Origin of the sequence: Lentzea albida, from assembly GCF_900111005.1 — a bacterium.
Lineage (GTDB): Bacteria > Actinomycetota > Actinomycetes > Mycobacteriales > Pseudonocardiaceae > Lentzea > Lentzea albida.
Genome location: NZ_FOFV01000012.1, coordinates 264447 through 279829, shown reverse-complemented (window position 1 = coordinate 279829; position 15383 = coordinate 264447). Strand labels below are relative to the sequence as shown.

The window sequence follows — 15383 nt, the reverse complement described above, 5'->3', positions numbered from 1 at the left end:
AGTGGCACAAGCGGTGAACGGCGTGGTGGCTGCGGGGCGTGGGGCGAAGGTCTCGGTCGAGACCGTCCTCGTGCCGGATCCCGGTCCCGGCGAAGCGGTGGTCAAGGTGCAGGCGTGCGGGGTCTGCCACACGGACCTGCACTACCGGGAGGGCGGGATCAACGACGAGTTCCCGTTCCTGCTGGGGCACGAGGCGGCGGGCGTCGTCGAGTCGGTCGGTGCCGGCGTCACGGACCTGGAACCCGGCGACTTCGTGATCCTCAACTGGCGTGCGGTGTGCGGGTCGTGCCGGGCGTGCCTGCGCGGCCGTCCGCAGTACTGCTTCAACACCCACAACGCGTCGCAACCGATGACGTTGCAGGACGGCACTCCGCTCTCGCCCGCGCTGGGCATCGGTGCTTTCGCGGAGAAGACGCTGGTCCACTCCGGACAGTGCACGAAGGTGAACCCGAAGGCACCGGCGGAGGTCGCCGGCCTGCTCGGGTGCGGGGTGATGGCGGGCATCGGCGCCGCGATCAACACCGGGGGCGTGACCCGCGGCGACAGCGTGGCCGTGCTGGGCTGCGGCGGTGTCGGGGACGCGGCCATCGCGGGCGCCCGGCTGGCGGGTGCGCGCACGATCATCGCCGTCGACCTCGACGACACGAAACTCCGGTGGGCGGAACGGTTCGGCGCCACGCACACCGTCAACGCCCGCGAGCAGGACGTCGTCGAGGCGATCCGCGAGCTGACCGAGGGCAACGGCGCCGACGTGGTGATCGACGCCGTCGGCCGGCCGGAGACGTTCCAGCAGGCGTTCTACGCCCGCGACCTCGCCGGACTGGCCGTCCTCGTCGGCGTGCCGACACCGGACATGACGCTGGAACTGCCGTTGATCGACGTGTTCTCCCGCGGTGGCGCGGTGAAGTCGTCCTGGTACGGCGACTGCCTGCCCAGCCGCGACTTCCCGCTGCTCATCGACCTGTACCTGCAGGGCAGGCTGGACCTGGGGGCGTTCGTGACCGAGACGATCGGCCTGGAGGACGTCGAGAAGGCGTTCGACGACATGCACCACGGCCGGGTCCTGCGTTCGGTGGTGGTCCTGTGACGCAGCCGAGAGTCGTGCTGATCGGCGCGGGCATCGTCGGATGCGCGCTCGCCGACGAACTGACCGCCCGCGGGTGGACCAACGTCACCGTGCTCGAACAGGGACCGCTGTTCGCCACGGGCGGGTCGAGCTCCCACGCGCCGGGTCTCGTCTTCCAGACCACCGGCTGCAAGACCATGACGTCGTTCGCCAAGTACACCGTCGAGAAGTACACGGCGCTGACGCTGGACGACCGGTGGTGCTTCCAGCAGGTCGGCGGCCTGGAGGTCGCCACCACACCGGAACGCTGGACCGACATCCAGCGCCGCCACGGCTGGGCCACGTCGTGGGGCGTCGAGAGCTTCCTGCGCGACCCCGAGGAGGTCGCACGGCTGTACCCGCTGCTGGATCCCTCGAAGATCCTCGGCGGCTTCCACATCCCCAGCGACGGCATCGCGAAGCCGTTGAGGGCGGCGGAGGCCCAGGCACGCCGGGCCATGGAGCGCGGGGCGAAGTTCCTGTCGCACCACAAGGTCACCGGCATCGAACGCACCGGGCGTCGCGTCAAGGCCGTCGTCACCGAGCACGACACGTTCCCCGCCGACGTCGTCGTGTCGTGCGTCGGCATGTGGGGCCCGCGGATCGGCCGGATGGTCGACCTCGACATCCCGCTCGTCCCGATGGCCCACCAGTACGCGAAGACGGCGCCGCTGCCGTCGTTGCAGGGCGTCAACACCGAGCTGTCCGAGATGTCCAGGCCGTTGCTGCGCCACCAGGACGCCGACCTGTACTTCCGCGAGCACGTCGACCGCATCGGCATCGGCGCGTACGGGCACCGGCCCATGCCGATCTCGGCGGACGACATCCTCGACTTCGACGTGGCGCCGACCATGCCGTCCGAGATCGCGTTCACCCCGGAGGACTTCGAGACCTCCTGGGACGCCGCCGTCGACCTGCTGCCCGCGCTCGGCGACTCCAAGGTCGAGGAGGGGATCAACGGCCTGTTCTCCTTCACCCCGGACGGCAGCCCGCTGCTCGGCGAACACCCCGGCCTGGAGGGGTTCTGGGTCGCCGAGGCCGTGTGGATCACGCACTCCGCCGGGGTCGCGAAGGCGGTGGCCGAGTGGCTGGTCGACGGCCAGCCGGGCATCGACCTGCACGGCTGCGACCTCAACCGGTTCGAGGACGTGCAGCGCGCCCCCGGTTACGTGCACGAACGCAGCTGCCGGGCGTTCGTCGAGGTCTACGACGTGCTGCACCCGTTGCAGCCCGCCGAGAACCCGCGGCCGCTTCGCACGAGTCCGTTCCACGAGCGGCAGGAGGAACTCGGCGCGGTGTTCCTGGAGGCGTCGGGCTGGGAGCGGCCGCACTGGTACGAGGCCAACGCCTCGCTGCCCGAGGTCGCGGAGATCCCGGACCGCAACGAGTGGGCGTCCCGGTTCTGGTCGCCGATCGCCGGTGCGGAGGCGCTGGTCGCCCGCAAACGCGTCGCGATGTTCGACATGACGTCGTTGAAGCGGCTGGAGGTCAGCGGCCCGGAGGCGTTGACGTTCCTGCAGACCATGACCACCAACCAGCTCGACCGCAAGCCCGGCGCGGTGGTCTACACGTTGCTGCTCAACGAGGACGGGGGAGTGCGCAGCGACCTGACGATCGCGCGGCTCGGCGAGGACCGGTTCCAGGTCGGCGCCAACGGCCCGCTCGACCTCGACTGGCTGCGCCGGCGCCTGCCTCCCAACGGCGGTGTGCACATCACCGACATCACGCCCGGCACGTGCTGCATCGGCCTGTGGGGACCGGAAGCGCGCAACCTGCTGCAGCCGTTGACCAAGACGGACTTCTCGCACGAGGCCATGGGCTACTTCAAGGCGCAGCAGGTGTTCATCGGCGAGGTGCCGGTGACCGCGATGCGCCTGTCGTACGTCGGCGAGCTGGGCTGGGAGCTCTACACCACCGCGGACATGGGCCGCAGGCTGTGGGACACGCTGTGGGAGGCCGGTCGGGAACACGGGGTCATCGCCGCCGGCCGCAGCGCGTTCACCAGCATGCGGCTGGAGAAGGGCTACCGCTCGTGGGGCACCGACGTGACCACCGAGCACGACCCGTTCGAGGCGGGGCTGGGTTTCGCGGTCCGCATGAACAAGGGCTACTTCCACGGCCGCAAGGCGTTGGAGGGGAAGTCGGAGGAGACGGCCACCCGCAAGCTCACGTGTCTGCTCATCGACGACGACCACCAGGTCGTCATGGGGTCGGAGCCGGTGTACGCGGGCGGCGTGGCGGTCGGGTACGTCACGAGCGCGGCCCGCGGGTACTCGATCGGCAGGAACATCGCCTACGCCTGGCTGCCCGCTCACGTCGCGACCGAGGGCAACCGGGTCGAGATCGAGTACTTCGGCGACCGCGTCGCCGCGGTGGTGGCGGCGGAACCGCTGTTCGACCCGAAGATGCTGCGGATCCGGTCATGAGCCACGACGTGATCGTCATAGGACTCGGCGACCTGGGCGGGGCGGCCGCACACCGCCTCGCCGCGCGGGGACTGCGCGTGCTCGGGCTGGACAGCCGGTCGCAGGCCGAACTGCCCAGCTCGGACGACGCTTTCCGCGCCGGCGCCGACCTGCGCTTCGAGGAGACGGTGATCGACTTCCACGTCGAGCCGTCCGGAACGGGTGCCCGCGTGCTGACGCGGTCGAGCACCCACACCGCCCCGCTGCTGGTGATCTGCGCCGGCTCGGACGCGCGTTCCCTTCTTCTCTGACACCACCACGGAGTGATCATGACCGCGACCGAGCTCCCGGGAAGCCTGATCCCCACCCTGCCGGGCAGCACCTACACCGACCCGGCGATCTTCGAGCTGGAGCAGCAGAACATCTTCGAGCGGATGTGGTTCTGCGCGGTCCGCAGCGCCGACCTCCCCGACGCCGGCAACTTCCGGACCGTCCAGATCGGACGCGAGAGCGTGCTCGTCACGCGCTCCCGCGACGGCTCGCTGCGCGCGTTCCTCAACATCTGCCGGCACCGCGGCGCGAAGCTCTGCGTCGAGGAGACCGGCACGGTCAAGCGCAACTTCCAGTGCCCGTACCACGCCTGGACCTACGGCCTCGACGGCAGGCTCGTCGCCGCGCCGAACCTCACCTCCATGCCGGACATCGATCGCGTCGAGTACGGCCTGAAGAAGGTGCACCTGCGCGAGTGGCTCGGGTACGCGTGGCTGTCGCTGGCCGACGAACCCGCGTCGTTCGAGGAGACCGTGCAGCAGGACGTGCGCGAACGGCTGGGCAACCTCGACGCGATCGGCAACTACCAGGTCAGCGAGCTGGAGCTGGGGCGCCGGATCACCTACGACGTGAAGGCCAACTGGAAGCTCATCATCGAGAACTTCATGGAGTGCTACCACTGCGCGACCATCCACCCCGAGCTGACGGAGGTCCTGCCGGAGTTCGCGGACGGGTACGCGGCTCAGTACTACGTCGGGCACGGCGCGGTGTTCGGCGAGGAGATCAAGGGCTTCACCATCGACGGGAGCGAGGGCTTCGACACCCTGTCCGGCGTCGCCTCCGACCAGGAGCGCCGGTACTACGCGATCACCGTGCGGCCGCAGGTGTTCATCAACCTCGTGCCCGACCACGTGATCATCCACCGGATGTTCCCGCTGGCCGCCGACCGCACGGTCGTCGAGTGCGACTGGCTCTACGCCAAGGACGTCGTCGCGACCGGCAAGGACGTCTCGCGGTCCGTCGAGCTCTTCCACCGCGTCAACGAGCAGGACTTCGAGGCCTGCGAACGGTGTCAGCCCGCGATGTCCTCGCGGGCCTACGCGCAAGGGGGTGTGCTGGTTCCCTCCGAACACCACATCGGGGAGTTCCACCGCTGGGTCCAGGAAGCCACAGCAACCAAGAGGTGGTAGAAGGCCATGCCCGAACCGAAAACGTTCTTACCCACCACCAGAACACACACCGACAAGGTCGTCTTCGTCGTTTCCGCGGCCGTCGCCTCGGCGTTCCTCGCCTGGGGGATCATCGGCACGGACAGCCTGAGCAGCGTCTCGACCGCGGTGCTCGGCTGGGTCATCCGCAACACCGGCTGGGCGTTCCTGACCGCGGCGACCGGGTTCGTGGTCTTCGCGCTGTGGCTCGCGTTCAGCCGCTACGGCCGGATCCCGCTCGGGCACGACGGCGAGCGGCCGGAGTTCCGGACGGTCTCGTGGGTCGCGATGATGTTCAGCGCGGGCATGGGCATCGGGCTGATGTTCTACGGCGTCGCGGAACCGTTGTCGCACTTCGTGAAGCCGCCGCCGGGCACGGTCGAGGGCGGCACGGACGCGGCGGTCGAGACGGCGATGGCCACGTCGCTCTTCCACTGGGCCATCCACCCGTGGTCGATCTACGCGGTCGTCGGCCTCGCCATCGCGTACGGCACGTTCCGGCGCGGCCGCCGGCAGCTGATCAGCGCCGCGTTCGCGCCGCTGTTCGGTGACCGGGTGTCGGAGGGCCCGCTGGGCCGGTTGATCGACATCCTGGCGATCTTCGCGACGCTGTTCGGGTCGGCCGCCTCACTCGGGTTGGGCGCGCTGCAGATCGGCAGCGGGCTCAAGGCGGGCGGGTTCGTGGCCGAGAACCCCGGTGTCGGCGTGCTGATCGGCATCATCGCGGTGCTGACGGTGGCGTTCGTGGCCTCGGCCGTGTCGGGTGTGGCCAAGGGCATCCAGTGGCTGTCGAACATCAACATGGTGCTGGCGACCGTGCTGGCGGTGTTCGTGTTCCTGGTCGGGCCGACCGTGCTGATCCTCAACCTGGTGCCGGCGGCGATCGGCGACTACTTCCGCGAGATGGGCGAGATGGTCTCCCGCTCCGCCGCCTCCGGTGGCTCGGCGATGGAGGGCTGGCTGTCGTCGTGGACGATCTTCTACTGGGCCTGGTGGATCTCGTGGACCCCGTTCGTCGGCATGTTCATCGCGCGGATCAGCCGCGGCCGCACGATCAAGCAGTTCGTCAGCGGCGTGATCCTGGTGCCGTCGGTGGTCAGCCTGATCTGGTTCACGATCATGGGTGGTACCGCGATCACGTTGCAGCGCGGCGGAACCGACCTGGCCGGGGCGGCGAACCCGGAGTCGCAGCTCTTCGGCGTGCTCGACCAGTTCCCGCTCGCCGCGGTCGCCGGTGTGGTCGTGATGGTCCTGGTGGCGATCTTCTTCGTCTCCGGTGCCGACGCGGCCTCGCTGGTGATGGGCACGCTGTCGCAGCGCGGCGCCATCGAACCGCACCGCCGGCTGGTGGTGTTCTGGGGCGTGGCGACCGGTGGTGTGGCGGCCGTGATGCTGCTCGTCGGCGGAGGGGGTGCGACCGCGCTGACCGGGTTGCAGAACCTCACGATCATCGCCGCGGCGCCGTTCGGACTCGTCATGGTCGTGCTCTGCGTGGCGCTGGCGAAGGACCTGCGCAGCGACCCGATGGTGGTGCGGGAGAAGCACTGCGCCGAGATCGTCGAGCAGGCGGTGGCGACCGGCAACGAGGAGTTCGACGGCGACTTCCGCCTGCAGGTGGAGGCCGCGCCCGTCAAGAACGACGACCAGGTCAGATCAACGCCCGAATCGCCTGCTCGAACCCGATGACGTGCTGGGAGGCGAGCTCGCTCGCCTTCTTGGCGTCGCCCTCGACGACCGCGGTCAGCAGGGGCACGTGCTCGTCGACGTGACCGGCCATCCCGGACAGTCGAGGCAGGAAGACGCACCAGATCCGGGTGGCCAGGTTGTCGTAGGAGATCAGGGTGTCCTCGAGGAACGGGTTGTGCACGCACCGGTAGATCGCGCGGTGCACGCCGACGTCATCGCGGAGCAGTCCGGTGTTGTCGCCCGGCCGTGCGGCGGTCTCCAGCTGGGACCGCAGCGCGGTCAGGGCGGCGCGGTCGTCCTCCGTGGCGCGGTCGGCCGCGGCCGCCGCGGCAAGGGGTTCGAGCGTCCGGCGCACCTCGGAGATGTGGGAGAGGTCGGAGATGTTCACGTCGGTGGCGAACGTGCCGCGGCGCGGGAAGGCGACGACGAGCCGCTCCTGCTCCAGGCGCTTGAGGGCCTCGCGGATCGGCGTGCGGCCGACGCCGAGCTCGGTGCGCAGCCTGTCCTCGTTGATGGGCTCGCCCGGCTTGATCTCCAGCATGACCAGGCGGTCCCGCAGGACCGCGTACGCCTGCTCGGTGAGTGAGACGGAGGCGGGCTCGTCGTTGACCCGTGCGTTCATGTGACCTACCGTAACGCAAAGACTGATATACCAGTAGTCGACCAGATGGATTCGCTGGAGGCGACGGAATGACCAGCCCGCCCGGAGCACATCTGCCCGAGCACCCGGACTTCCTCTGGGACGACCCGGAACCGAAGTCCTCCTACGACGTCGTGGTCGTCGGCGGTGGCGGCCACGGACTCGCGACCGCGTACTACCTCGCGAAGGTGCACGGCATCACGAACGTCGCGGTGCTCGAGAAGGGCTGGCTCGCGGGCGGCAACATGGCCCGCAACACGACGATCATCCGGTCGAACTACCTGTGGGACGAGAGCTCCGGCATCTACGAGCACTCGCTGAAGCTGTGGGAGGGCCTGGAGGAGGACCTCGGCTACCCGATCCTGTTCGACCAGCGCGGGGTGCTGAACCTGGCGCACAGCCTGCAGGACGTGCGCGACAGCGTCCGCCGCGTCAACGCCAACCGGCTCAACGGCATCGACGCGGAGTGGGTGGACCCGGCCGGGGTCAAGGAGATCTGCCCGATCGTCAACACCTCGCCGGACGTGCGCTACCCCGTGCTGGGCGCGACCTACCAGCCGCGCGCGGGCATCGCGAAGCACGACTACGTGGCCTGGGGCTACGCGCGGGCGGCGCACGAGATGGGCGTCGACCTGATCCAGGACTGCGAGGTCACCGGACTGGAGACCGCGGGCGGCCGGATCACGGCGGTGCGGACGTCGCGCGGCCGGATCGCGGCGGGCAAGGTCGCGTTGTGCGCGGCCGGGCACAGCTCGGTGCTCGCGAAGATGGCCGGGATCCCGCTGCCCCTCGCCTCCCACCCGTTGCAGGCACTGGTGTCCGAGCTGCTGGAGCCCGTGCACCCGACCGTCGTGATGTCGAACGCCGTGCACGTCTACGTCTCCCAGGCGCACAAGGGGGAACTGGTGATGGGCGCCGGCATCGACAGCTACAACGGCTACGGCCAGCGGGGCTCGTTCCACATCATCGAGCAGCAGATGGCGGCGGCGCTGGAGCTCTTCCCCGTCTTCGCGCGGGCGCACCTGCTGCGGACGTGGGCGGGCATCGTCGACGTCAGCCCGGACGCGTCCCCGATCGTCGGCCTCACGCCCGTCGGCGGGCTGTACCTCAACTGCGGCTGGGGCACCGGCGGTTTCAAGGCCACACCCGGTGTCGGCGACTGCTTCGCGCACACCATCGCCCACGACAAGCCGCACCCGTTCAACGAGCCGTTCACCCTCGAGCGCTTCACCACGGGCGCTCTCGTCGACGAGCACGGCGCCGCAGCCGTCGCCCACTAGGAGCGCTGACGATGCAACTCATCCCGTGTCCGTGGTGCGGCCCGCGCGAGGAGGCCGAGTTCCACTACGGCGGCCAGGCCCACGTCGCGTACCCCGAGGACCCGTCGGCGCTCACCGACGAGGAGTGGGCCCGGTACGTGTTCTTCCGCGAGAACCCGAGCGGCCCGTTCGCCGAGCGCTGGAGCCACAACGCCGGGTGCCGGCGGTGGTTCAACGCCGTCCGCGACACCCGCACCCACGACCTGCTGGCCGTCTACCGCGTGGGCGAGCCCATGCCCGAGGTGACCGCATGAACCTCCGCACTCCCACCGGTGGCGCCGTCGACCGGAACACCGTGCTGCACTTCACCTTCAACGGCACCGAGTACACCGGGCACCCCGGCGACACGCTCGCATCGGCGTTGCTGGCCCACGGCGTGCACGAGATCGGCAGCAGTGTGAAGCTCGGCCGTCCGCGTGGCATCGTCGCGGCGGGCTCGGAGGACCCGACGTCGCTGGTGCAGGTCGAGGCGCCGTTCTCGGAGCCGATGCTGCTCGCCACGACCGTCGAGCTGTACGACGGCCTGGTGGCACGCGGCCTGGCGGGCCAGGGGAGACTGTCGGCCGAACCGGACCCGGCGCGGTACGACGCGAAGCACGAGCACTGCGACGTTCTCGTGGTCGGCGCCGGTCCCGCCGGGCTGGTGGCGGCGCTGACGGCGGCTCGTGCCGGTGCCCGCGTGGTGCTCGTGGACGAGCAGAACCAGGCCGGCGGCGCGTTGCTGGGCGTCGACGAGTACCTCGACGACCGGCCGTCCGCCGAGTGGGTCGCGGACGTCGTCGCCGAACTGAGGTCGACGCCCGGTGTGCTGGTGCTGGAGCGCACCACGGCGTTCGGCATGTACCAGGACGGGTTCGTGCTCGCCCTCCAGAAGCGCACCGACCACTTGGGCTTCGCGGCGCCCGCTTCCGCGGCGCGGCAACGGGTCTGGCGGATCCGGACGCGGCAGACCGTGCTGGCCACGGGTGCGCACGAACGCCCTGTGGTGTTCGCGGACAACGACCGGCCAGGGATCATGCTGGCCTCTTCCGCGCGCACGTTCCTGCACCGCTACGGCGTGCTGCCGGGTTCGCGGGCGGTGGTGTTCACGACCAACGACTCCGCGTACTGCGCGGCGATCGACCTCGCGGAGTCCGGTGTGGACGTCGCGCTGGTCGTGGACGCGCGGCCGGAGGCTCCGGCCCGGCTCGCGACGGAGTGCGCGGCGCGGGGGATCGAGGTGCGCGCCGGGCAGGTCGTCACCGGAACCGACGGACCAGGCCGCATCACGGCGGCCCACGTCGGCGACGAGCGGATCGCCTGCGACGCGCTTCTCGTCTCCGGCGGCTGGAACCCGGTCGTGAGCCTGTTCAGCCAGGCCCGCGGCAAGCTGCGCTACGACGCCGAACTCGGTGCCTTCGTGCCGGGCGAAGAGCTCTCCTCCGTCCGCGTCGCGGGCTCGGCCACCGGTGAACTCGACCTCACCGCGTGCGCCCGCCAGGGCCGTGACGCCGGCGCCGGAGCCGCCCGGGCCGCCGGGTTCACCGCGGGCGGCCAGGTCCCGCTGCCCGCCTCCGACTCCCGGTGCACCGCCCGCTCCGGCCTGGTCCTGTGGCGCGTCCCCGGCTCCGACGACACGAGCTTCGTCGACCTGCAAAGGGATTCGACGGTCGCGGACGTGCTGCGGGCGACCGGCGCGGGCCTGCGGTCGCTGGAGCACATCAAGCGCTACACGACCATCGGCACCGCGCACGACCAGGGCAAGACGTCCGGCATGATCGCGGCCGGCATCGTGGCCGAGGCACTCGGCGTGGAGCTGGCCGAACAGCGGCCGACGACGTTCCGCCCGCCCTACACCTCGGTCTCGTTCGCCGCCCTGGCCGGACGTGACCGCGGCGAGCTGCACGACCCGGTGCGCGTCACGTCGATCCACCCGTGGCACGTCGAGCACGGGGCGTTGTTCGAGGACGTCGGCCAGTGGAAGCGGCCGTGGTACTACCCGAGGCCGGGCGAGGACCTGCACACCGCCGTGCTGCGCGAGTGCAAGGCGACGCGCGAGGGCGTCGGCATGATGGACGGCTCGACGCTCGGCAAGATCGACGTGCAGGGCCGGGACGCGGGCGCGTTCCTCGACATGCTCTACACGAACATGATGAGCACCCTGAAGGTCGGCAGGATCCGCTACGGCGTGATGTGCGGCGTCGACGGCATGGTGATCGACGACGGCACGGTGATCCGCGTCGGCGAGCAGCGCTACCTCGTCACCACGACCACCGGCAACGCGGCGAAGGTCCTCGACTGGATGGAGGAGTGGCTGCAGACGGAGTGGCCGCACCTCGACGTGCACTGCACCTCCGTCACCGAGCACTGGGCGACGATCCCGTTGGTGGGTCCGCGATCCCGGGACGTGCTCGCGGCCGTGGCACCGGACCTCGACGTGTCGAACGAGGCCTTCGAGTTCATGACCTGGCGCGACACCGAGGTCGCCGGGGTGCCGGCGCGGGTGTGCCGGATCAGCTTCTCCGGCGAGCTCGCGTACGAGATCAACGTGACCGCCTGGCACGGCATCACCGTGTGGGAGGCGCTGATGGCGGCGGGGGAGCGGTACGGGATCACGCCGTACGGCACCGAGACCATGCACGTGCTGCGCGCCGAGAAGGGCTACCCGATCATCGGGCAGGAGACCGACGCGACGGTCACGCCGCAGGACCTCGGCATGTCGTGGGCGGTGTCGAAGAAGAAGCGGGACTTCATCGGCAAGAGGTCGTTCGCCCGCGCCGAGAACAACCGCACGGACCGCAAGCAGCTCGTCGGCCTGCTGCCCGCGGACCCGTCCGTGCTGCTGCCGGAGGGCTCGCAGATCGTCGAGACCGACCGTCTGCCGGAACCGCCCGTGCGGATGCTCGGCCACGTCACCTCCAGCTACCCGAGCGCCGCTCTGGGGCGGACGTTCGCGCTGGCGCTGGTGCGCTCCGGCCACGAACGCATCGGCGAGACGCTGTACGTGCCCGTCGATGACTCGCTGGTGCCGGTCACCGTCACCGAATCCGTGCTCTACGACAAGGAAGGAGCCCGCCGTGACGGTTAGTCCACTCGCCGCCTGGAGCGACCGGCTGGCGGCGCTGGCCCCCGTGCTGGACGCCGCCGAGGTGCCGTTCCGCTCGCAGCTCACCGTCCGCGTGTCCGATCCGGACGCCATCGCGGCGATGGGTTCTACCCTCGGTGTCGGTTTTCCCTCCGCTGCTTGCACTTTCACCTCGGGCACCGGACCATGCGGGGACGTCGAGGTGCTCTGGCTCGGACCGGACGAGTTCCTCGTCACGGCCCCGCCCGACCAGCAGGTCACGATCGAGGAGGTGTTGCGTGGCGCGCTCGGCACCGCCTGGGGGTCCGTTGTGGACACTTCGGCTCAACGCACGACGGTGGTCCTCCAGGGGCCGCGCGTCCGGGACGTGCTGGCTCACGGATGTTCCGTGGACCTGCACCCGGCTTCGGCTCCCCGCGGCACTTGCGTGCAGACACTCCTCGCCAGGACGGGAATCGTCCTGCAGGTGACCGGAGACGACCGCGTCACGGTCCTGGTGCGCTCGTCGTTCGCCGGATACCTGGCGGCCTGGCTCGTGGACGCCTGCACCGAGTACCTGGCGGTGCCGTGATGACCCGGTTCACCCTGACCCTGCACTGCCCCGAGCGGGCGGGCATCGTCCACGCCGTGACGTCGTTCCTCGTCGACCACGGCTGCGACATCGTGCAGCACCAGCAGTTCGACGACGACGTGCGCGGGAAGCTGTTCCTGCGCACGGCCTTCTCCTGCGCCGGTGCGACGGTGGACTCGCTGGCCGGCGAGTTCGCCGCGGTGGCAGCGGAGTTCCAGATGGAGTTCGAGCTGCACGACGAGCGGGCACCGCGCGTGCTCGTGATGGTGTCGAAGGCCGGCCACTGCCTGAACGACCTGCTCTTCCGCTGGCGCGCGGGCGGTCTCGGCGGCGAGATCGCGGCCGTCGTGTCGAACCACGAGGACCTGCGCCCGATGGCGGAGGCGGCCGGGCTCGACTTCGTGCACGTGCCGAACACGGCCGAGACCAAGCAGGCAGCCGAGCAGCGGCTGGTCGAGCTGGTCGAGGAGTACCAGGCGGACCTGGTCGTGCTGGCGCGGTACATGCAGGTGCTGTCGAACGACCTGTGCGCGAAGCTCGAGGGGCGCGTGATCAACATCCACCACTCGTTCCTGCCCGGCTTCAAGGGCGCCAAGCCCTACCACCAGGCCTACGACCGGGGCGTGAAGTACGTGGGCGCGACGGCCCACTACGTGACGCCGGACCTGGACGAGGGCCCGATCATCGAGCAGGAGGTCCTGCGCGTCGACCACTCCTTCGACCCGCGCGCCCTCACCGCCGCCGGCCGTGACGCGGAGGCGCTCGCCCTCTCGCGGGCGGTGCGCTGGCATTGCGAGCACCGGGTGCTGCTCAACGGCAACAGCACGGTGGTGTTCCGCTGACGTCCTGCGGGGTTCAGCCGTGCCGGTCCTTGCGTGCCAGCAGCTGTGCCTGGAGGAACCGCTCGCCCTCGATCGGTTCGCGCACCAGCCGCCCGACCTCCGCGAAACCGGCCTGCCGCAGCAGTTCCCCCATCCCGGAGGGCGACCAGCGGTAGGCCGGCGTCACCTTGTGGTCGAACTCCACCGGTTCCGGGTCGTCGCCCGCGAAGAACCCGAGCATCAGGTGGCCACCCGGTGCCAGCACGCGGAAGAACTCGGCGAAGACGGCGGGGAGCTCGGCGGGCGGCAGGTGGATGACGGAGTAGAACGCCAGGATGCCGCCCAGAGCACCGTTTGCGAGGTCGAGCTCGGCCATCGAGCCCACCTCGAACCGGAGGTGCGGATGGGCCTCGCGCGCCAGTTCCACCATCGCGGGGGAGAGGTCGAGCCCGAACACGTCCAGGCCCAGCCCGTGGAGGTGCGCGGTGAGGTGGCCGGGGCCGCAGCCGAGGTCGGCGACCGGGCCGTCGGTGAGCTCGGCGAAGGCGGCCAGCATCGCGCGTTCGAACGGCCTGGTGTCGAGCATGTCGCTGAAGAGTTCGGCGTAGAGGGGTGCGACCGAGTCGTAAGGAGTCACGGCCGGAACCCTAGGCCGTGCCCCGGAAGTCTCGTCGGGCGGCAGTAGCGGGCGAGGGCCCCGGAGACGGCACCGCCGCGATGCCCTAATACAACCCGGTATGAGGGACCTCGCGGCGGCACCGCCTCCGGGTCTCTCGCCCGCGCCTGCCACCGGACGAACATCCGGGACACGGCCTAGCGCGAATTGTTGGAAAAGAATGGCTGTTGCCAGTGAGCGGCTGTTGCACCGTCGACGCAAACCTGTTCGTGTGCTTATAGTTCCGCCGTGATTTCCGTTCTGCGCGATCCGGCCTACCGGAATCTGTTCGGTGCCCAGGTCGTCGCGCTGACCGGGACGGGACTGGCGACCGTCGCGCTCGGGTTGCTGGCGCACGACCTCGCCGGACCGCGGGCGGGAACGGTGCTCGGCACGGCGCTGGCGATCAAGATGGTGGCGTACGTGGCGGTGGCGCCGATCGCCACGGCGTTGCTCGGGTCGCTGCCCCGCCGCGCCGTGCTCGTGGCGCTGGACGTCGTGCGGGTTCTGGCGGCCGCCTCGTTGCCGTGGGTCAGCGAGGTGTGGCAGGTCTACCTGCTGATCTTCGTGCTGCAGGCGGGATCCGCCGCGTTCACGCCGTTGTTCCAGGCGACCATCCCGGACGTGCTGCCGCGCGAACGCGACTACACGCGCGCGATCACGTTGTCGCGCACGGCCTACGACCTGGAGAGCCTGCTCAGTCCGGCCCTCGCCGCGGCCGCGCTGGCGTGGGTGGGCTTCCCTCAGCTCTTCCTCGGCACCGCGCTCGGGTTCGCGGCGTCGGCCCTGCTCGTGCTCTCGGCCGCGCTCCCGCGACCGAAACCGTTGCCCCGCAACGGGGGCCGGTACGACGCCACGACGCGCGGCATCCGCATCTACCTCGCCACACCGCGTCTGCGCGGGCTGCTCGCCGTTCACCTCACCGCCGCGGCGGCGGGGTCGATGGTGTTCGTGAACACCGTGGCGCACGTGCGGGACGGGCTGGGGATGGACGCCTCGGCCGTCGCGATCGCGCTGGCGGCCAACGGATCGGGCTCGCTGATGGCGGCCTTGGCGTTGCCCCGGCTGCTCGACCGCTTCCCGGATCGCGTGGTGGTGATGCGCGCGGCGTTCACGCTCGTGGTGGTTTTGTTGGCCGGGACGGTGTTCGCCGGGCACTGGCTCCTGTTGCTGGTGCTGTGGGCGTTGATCGGCGCCGGGTGCGCGCTCGCCCTGACCCCCGGTGCCCGCCTGCTGCGCCGCTCCGCCGACCCGGCCGACCGGCCCGCGCTGTTCGCCGCGGACTTCGCGCTGTCCCACGCCTGCTGGCTGCTCTGCTACCCGCTCGCCGGCTGGGTGGCGACGACGTTCGGCATCGCCGTGGCCTTCATCGTGCTCGGTGTTCTGACCGCTGCAGGCGCGATCGTGGCGTTGGGGCTCTGGCCGACGCACGACCCAGAAGTCGTCGAACACGAGCACCACGACTCAGAAGGCGGTGTGTGGACGCATTCGCACGAGTTCCACATCAACTCCGACCACGTGCGCTGGCCTGAATTGAAGAGGTGAAACCGAGAAGTCGAATTCGCGGGCGGCGGGATTTGCGGAATACCGTTCCGGCATCCCTGCCTGCGAAGGAGTTCCACTCCTGCGAGTGCGCGGC

General features: G+C 70.2%; 13 protein-coding genes. 11 read left to right on the top strand and 2 right to left on the bottom strand.

The genetic code is table 11. The features are described from left to right. Position 1 precedes the first annotated feature (1 nt). From BMY74_RS28255 to BMY74_RS28235, 5 genes are read left to right on the top strand one after another with little or no spacing between them, the layout of a single operon-like run. On the top strand, positions 2 to 1087 hold the full coding sequence (locus BMY74_RS28255; RefSeq protein WP_089921469.1) for an S-(hydroxymethyl)mycothiol dehydrogenase: 1086 nt from the start codon (positions 2 to 4) through the stop codon (positions 1085 to 1087). Continuing rightward, positions 1084 to 3531 (top strand): GcvT family protein, encoded by a 2448-nt coding sequence (locus tag BMY74_RS28250; RefSeq protein ID WP_218159773.1) that lies wholly within the window; start codon positions 1084 to 1086, stop codon positions 3529 to 3531. Before BMY74_RS28255 ends, BMY74_RS28250 begins: the two co-directional genes overlap by 4 nt. Beyond that, entirely contained in the window at positions 3528 to 3821 is a 294-nt protein-coding gene (locus tag BMY74_RS46325) for a hypothetical protein (RefSeq protein WP_089921468.1), read from the top strand. The genes BMY74_RS28250 and BMY74_RS46325 overlap by 4 nt, the downstream gene beginning before the upstream one ends. A gap of 18 nt (positions 3822 to 3839) precedes the next feature. After that, complete coding sequence (locus BMY74_RS28240) at positions 3840 to 4970, top strand: aromatic ring-hydroxylating oxygenase subunit alpha (protein ID WP_089921510.1); 1131 nt, start codon at positions 3840 to 3842, stop codon at positions 4968 to 4970. A gap of 6 nt (positions 4971 to 4976) precedes the next feature. Continuing rightward, complete coding sequence (locus BMY74_RS28235) at positions 4977 to 6674, top strand: BCCT family transporter (protein WP_089921467.1); 1698 nt, start codon at positions 4977 to 4979, stop codon at positions 6672 to 6674. Here the strand turns inward: BMY74_RS28235 and BMY74_RS28230 are convergent. Further along, a complete protein-coding gene (locus tag BMY74_RS28230) occupies positions 6637 to 7296 on the bottom strand; it encodes a GntR family transcriptional regulator (RefSeq protein WP_089921466.1) in 660 nt (219 codons plus the stop codon). The two genes, BMY74_RS28235 and BMY74_RS28230, sit on opposite strands and share 38 nt — an antisense overlap. Before the next feature lie 68 nt (positions 7297 to 7364). Between BMY74_RS28230 and BMY74_RS28225 the strand changes: the two genes are divergently transcribed. From BMY74_RS28225 to purU, 5 genes are read left to right on the top strand one after another with little or no spacing between them, the layout of a single operon-like run. Further along, the gene (locus BMY74_RS28225; protein ID WP_089921465.1) at positions 7365 to 8594 is read left to right on the top strand and encodes a sarcosine oxidase subunit beta family protein; all 1230 of its coding nucleotides are present in this window, start codon (positions 7365 to 7367) and stop codon (positions 8592 to 8594) included. Positions 8595 to 8605: 11 nt separating this feature from the next. Next, positions 8606 to 8887 (top strand): sarcosine oxidase subunit delta, encoded by a 282-nt coding sequence (locus tag BMY74_RS28220; protein WP_089921464.1) that lies wholly within the window; start codon positions 8606 to 8608, stop codon positions 8885 to 8887. Beyond that, a complete protein-coding gene (locus tag BMY74_RS28215; RefSeq protein ID WP_089921463.1) occupies positions 8884 to 11700 on the top strand; it encodes a 2Fe-2S iron-sulfur cluster-binding protein in 2817 nt (938 codons plus the stop codon). The genes BMY74_RS28220 and BMY74_RS28215 overlap by 4 nt, the downstream gene beginning before the upstream one ends. Continuing rightward, the gene (locus BMY74_RS28210; RefSeq protein ID WP_245786405.1) at positions 11690 to 12268 is read left to right on the top strand and encodes a sarcosine oxidase subunit gamma; all 579 of its coding nucleotides are present in this window, start codon (positions 11690 to 11692) and stop codon (positions 12266 to 12268) included. Before BMY74_RS28215 ends, BMY74_RS28210 begins: the two co-directional genes overlap by 11 nt. Continuing rightward, positions 12268 to 13110 carry a formyltetrahydrofolate deformylase gene (purU, locus tag BMY74_RS28205; protein WP_089921461.1) on the top strand — a complete coding sequence of 281 codons (843 nt, stop codon included), beginning with the start codon at positions 12268 to 12270 and terminating at the stop codon, positions 13108 to 13110. The genes BMY74_RS28210 and purU overlap by 1 nt, the downstream gene beginning before the upstream one ends. 13 nt (positions 13111 to 13123) lie before the next feature. On the opposite strand, the gene BMY74_RS28200 is transcribed toward purU, so the two are convergent. Next, complete coding sequence (locus BMY74_RS28200) at positions 13124 to 13675, bottom strand: class I SAM-dependent DNA methyltransferase (RefSeq protein WP_089921509.1); 552 nt, start codon at positions 13673 to 13675, stop codon at positions 13124 to 13126. Positions 13676 to 13993: 318 nt separating this feature from the next. On the opposite strand from BMY74_RS28200, the gene BMY74_RS28195 reads away from it, so the two are divergent. After that, entirely contained in the window at positions 13994 to 15289 is a 1296-nt protein-coding gene (locus tag BMY74_RS28195) for an MFS transporter (protein ID WP_089921460.1), read from the top strand. The last annotated feature ends 94 nt before the right edge of the window (positions 15290 to 15383 follow it).

Coding starts and splice junctions, on each gene's coding strand:
- BMY74_RS46325 (WP_089921468.1), top strand. CDS start 3,528: ATGAGCCACGACGTGATCGTCATAGGACTCGGCGACCTGGGCGGGGCG.
- BMY74_RS28240 (WP_089921510.1), top strand. CDS start 3,840: ATGACCGCGACCGAGCTCCCGGGAAGCCTGATCCCCACCCTGCCGGGC.
- BMY74_RS28235 (WP_089921467.1), top strand. CDS start 4,977: ATGCCCGAACCGAAAACGTTCTTACCCACCACCAGAACACACACCGAC.
- BMY74_RS28230 (WP_089921466.1), bottom strand. CDS start 7,296: ATGAACGCACGGGTCAACGACGAGCCCGCCTCCGTCTCACTCACCGAG.
- BMY74_RS28225 (WP_089921465.1), top strand. CDS start 7,365: ATGACCAGCCCGCCCGGAGCACATCTGCCCGAGCACCCGGACTTCCTC.
- BMY74_RS28220 (WP_089921464.1), top strand. CDS start 8,606: ATGCAACTCATCCCGTGTCCGTGGTGCGGCCCGCGCGAGGAGGCCGAG.
- BMY74_RS28215 (WP_089921463.1), top strand. CDS start 8,884: ATGAACCTCCGCACTCCCACCGGTGGCGCCGTCGACCGGAACACCGTG.
- purU (WP_089921461.1), top strand. CDS start 12,268: ATGACCCGGTTCACCCTGACCCTGCACTGCCCCGAGCGGGCGGGCATC.
- BMY74_RS28200 (WP_089921509.1), bottom strand. CDS start 13,675: ATGCTCGACACCAGGCCGTTCGAACGCGCGATGCTGGCCGCCTTCGCC.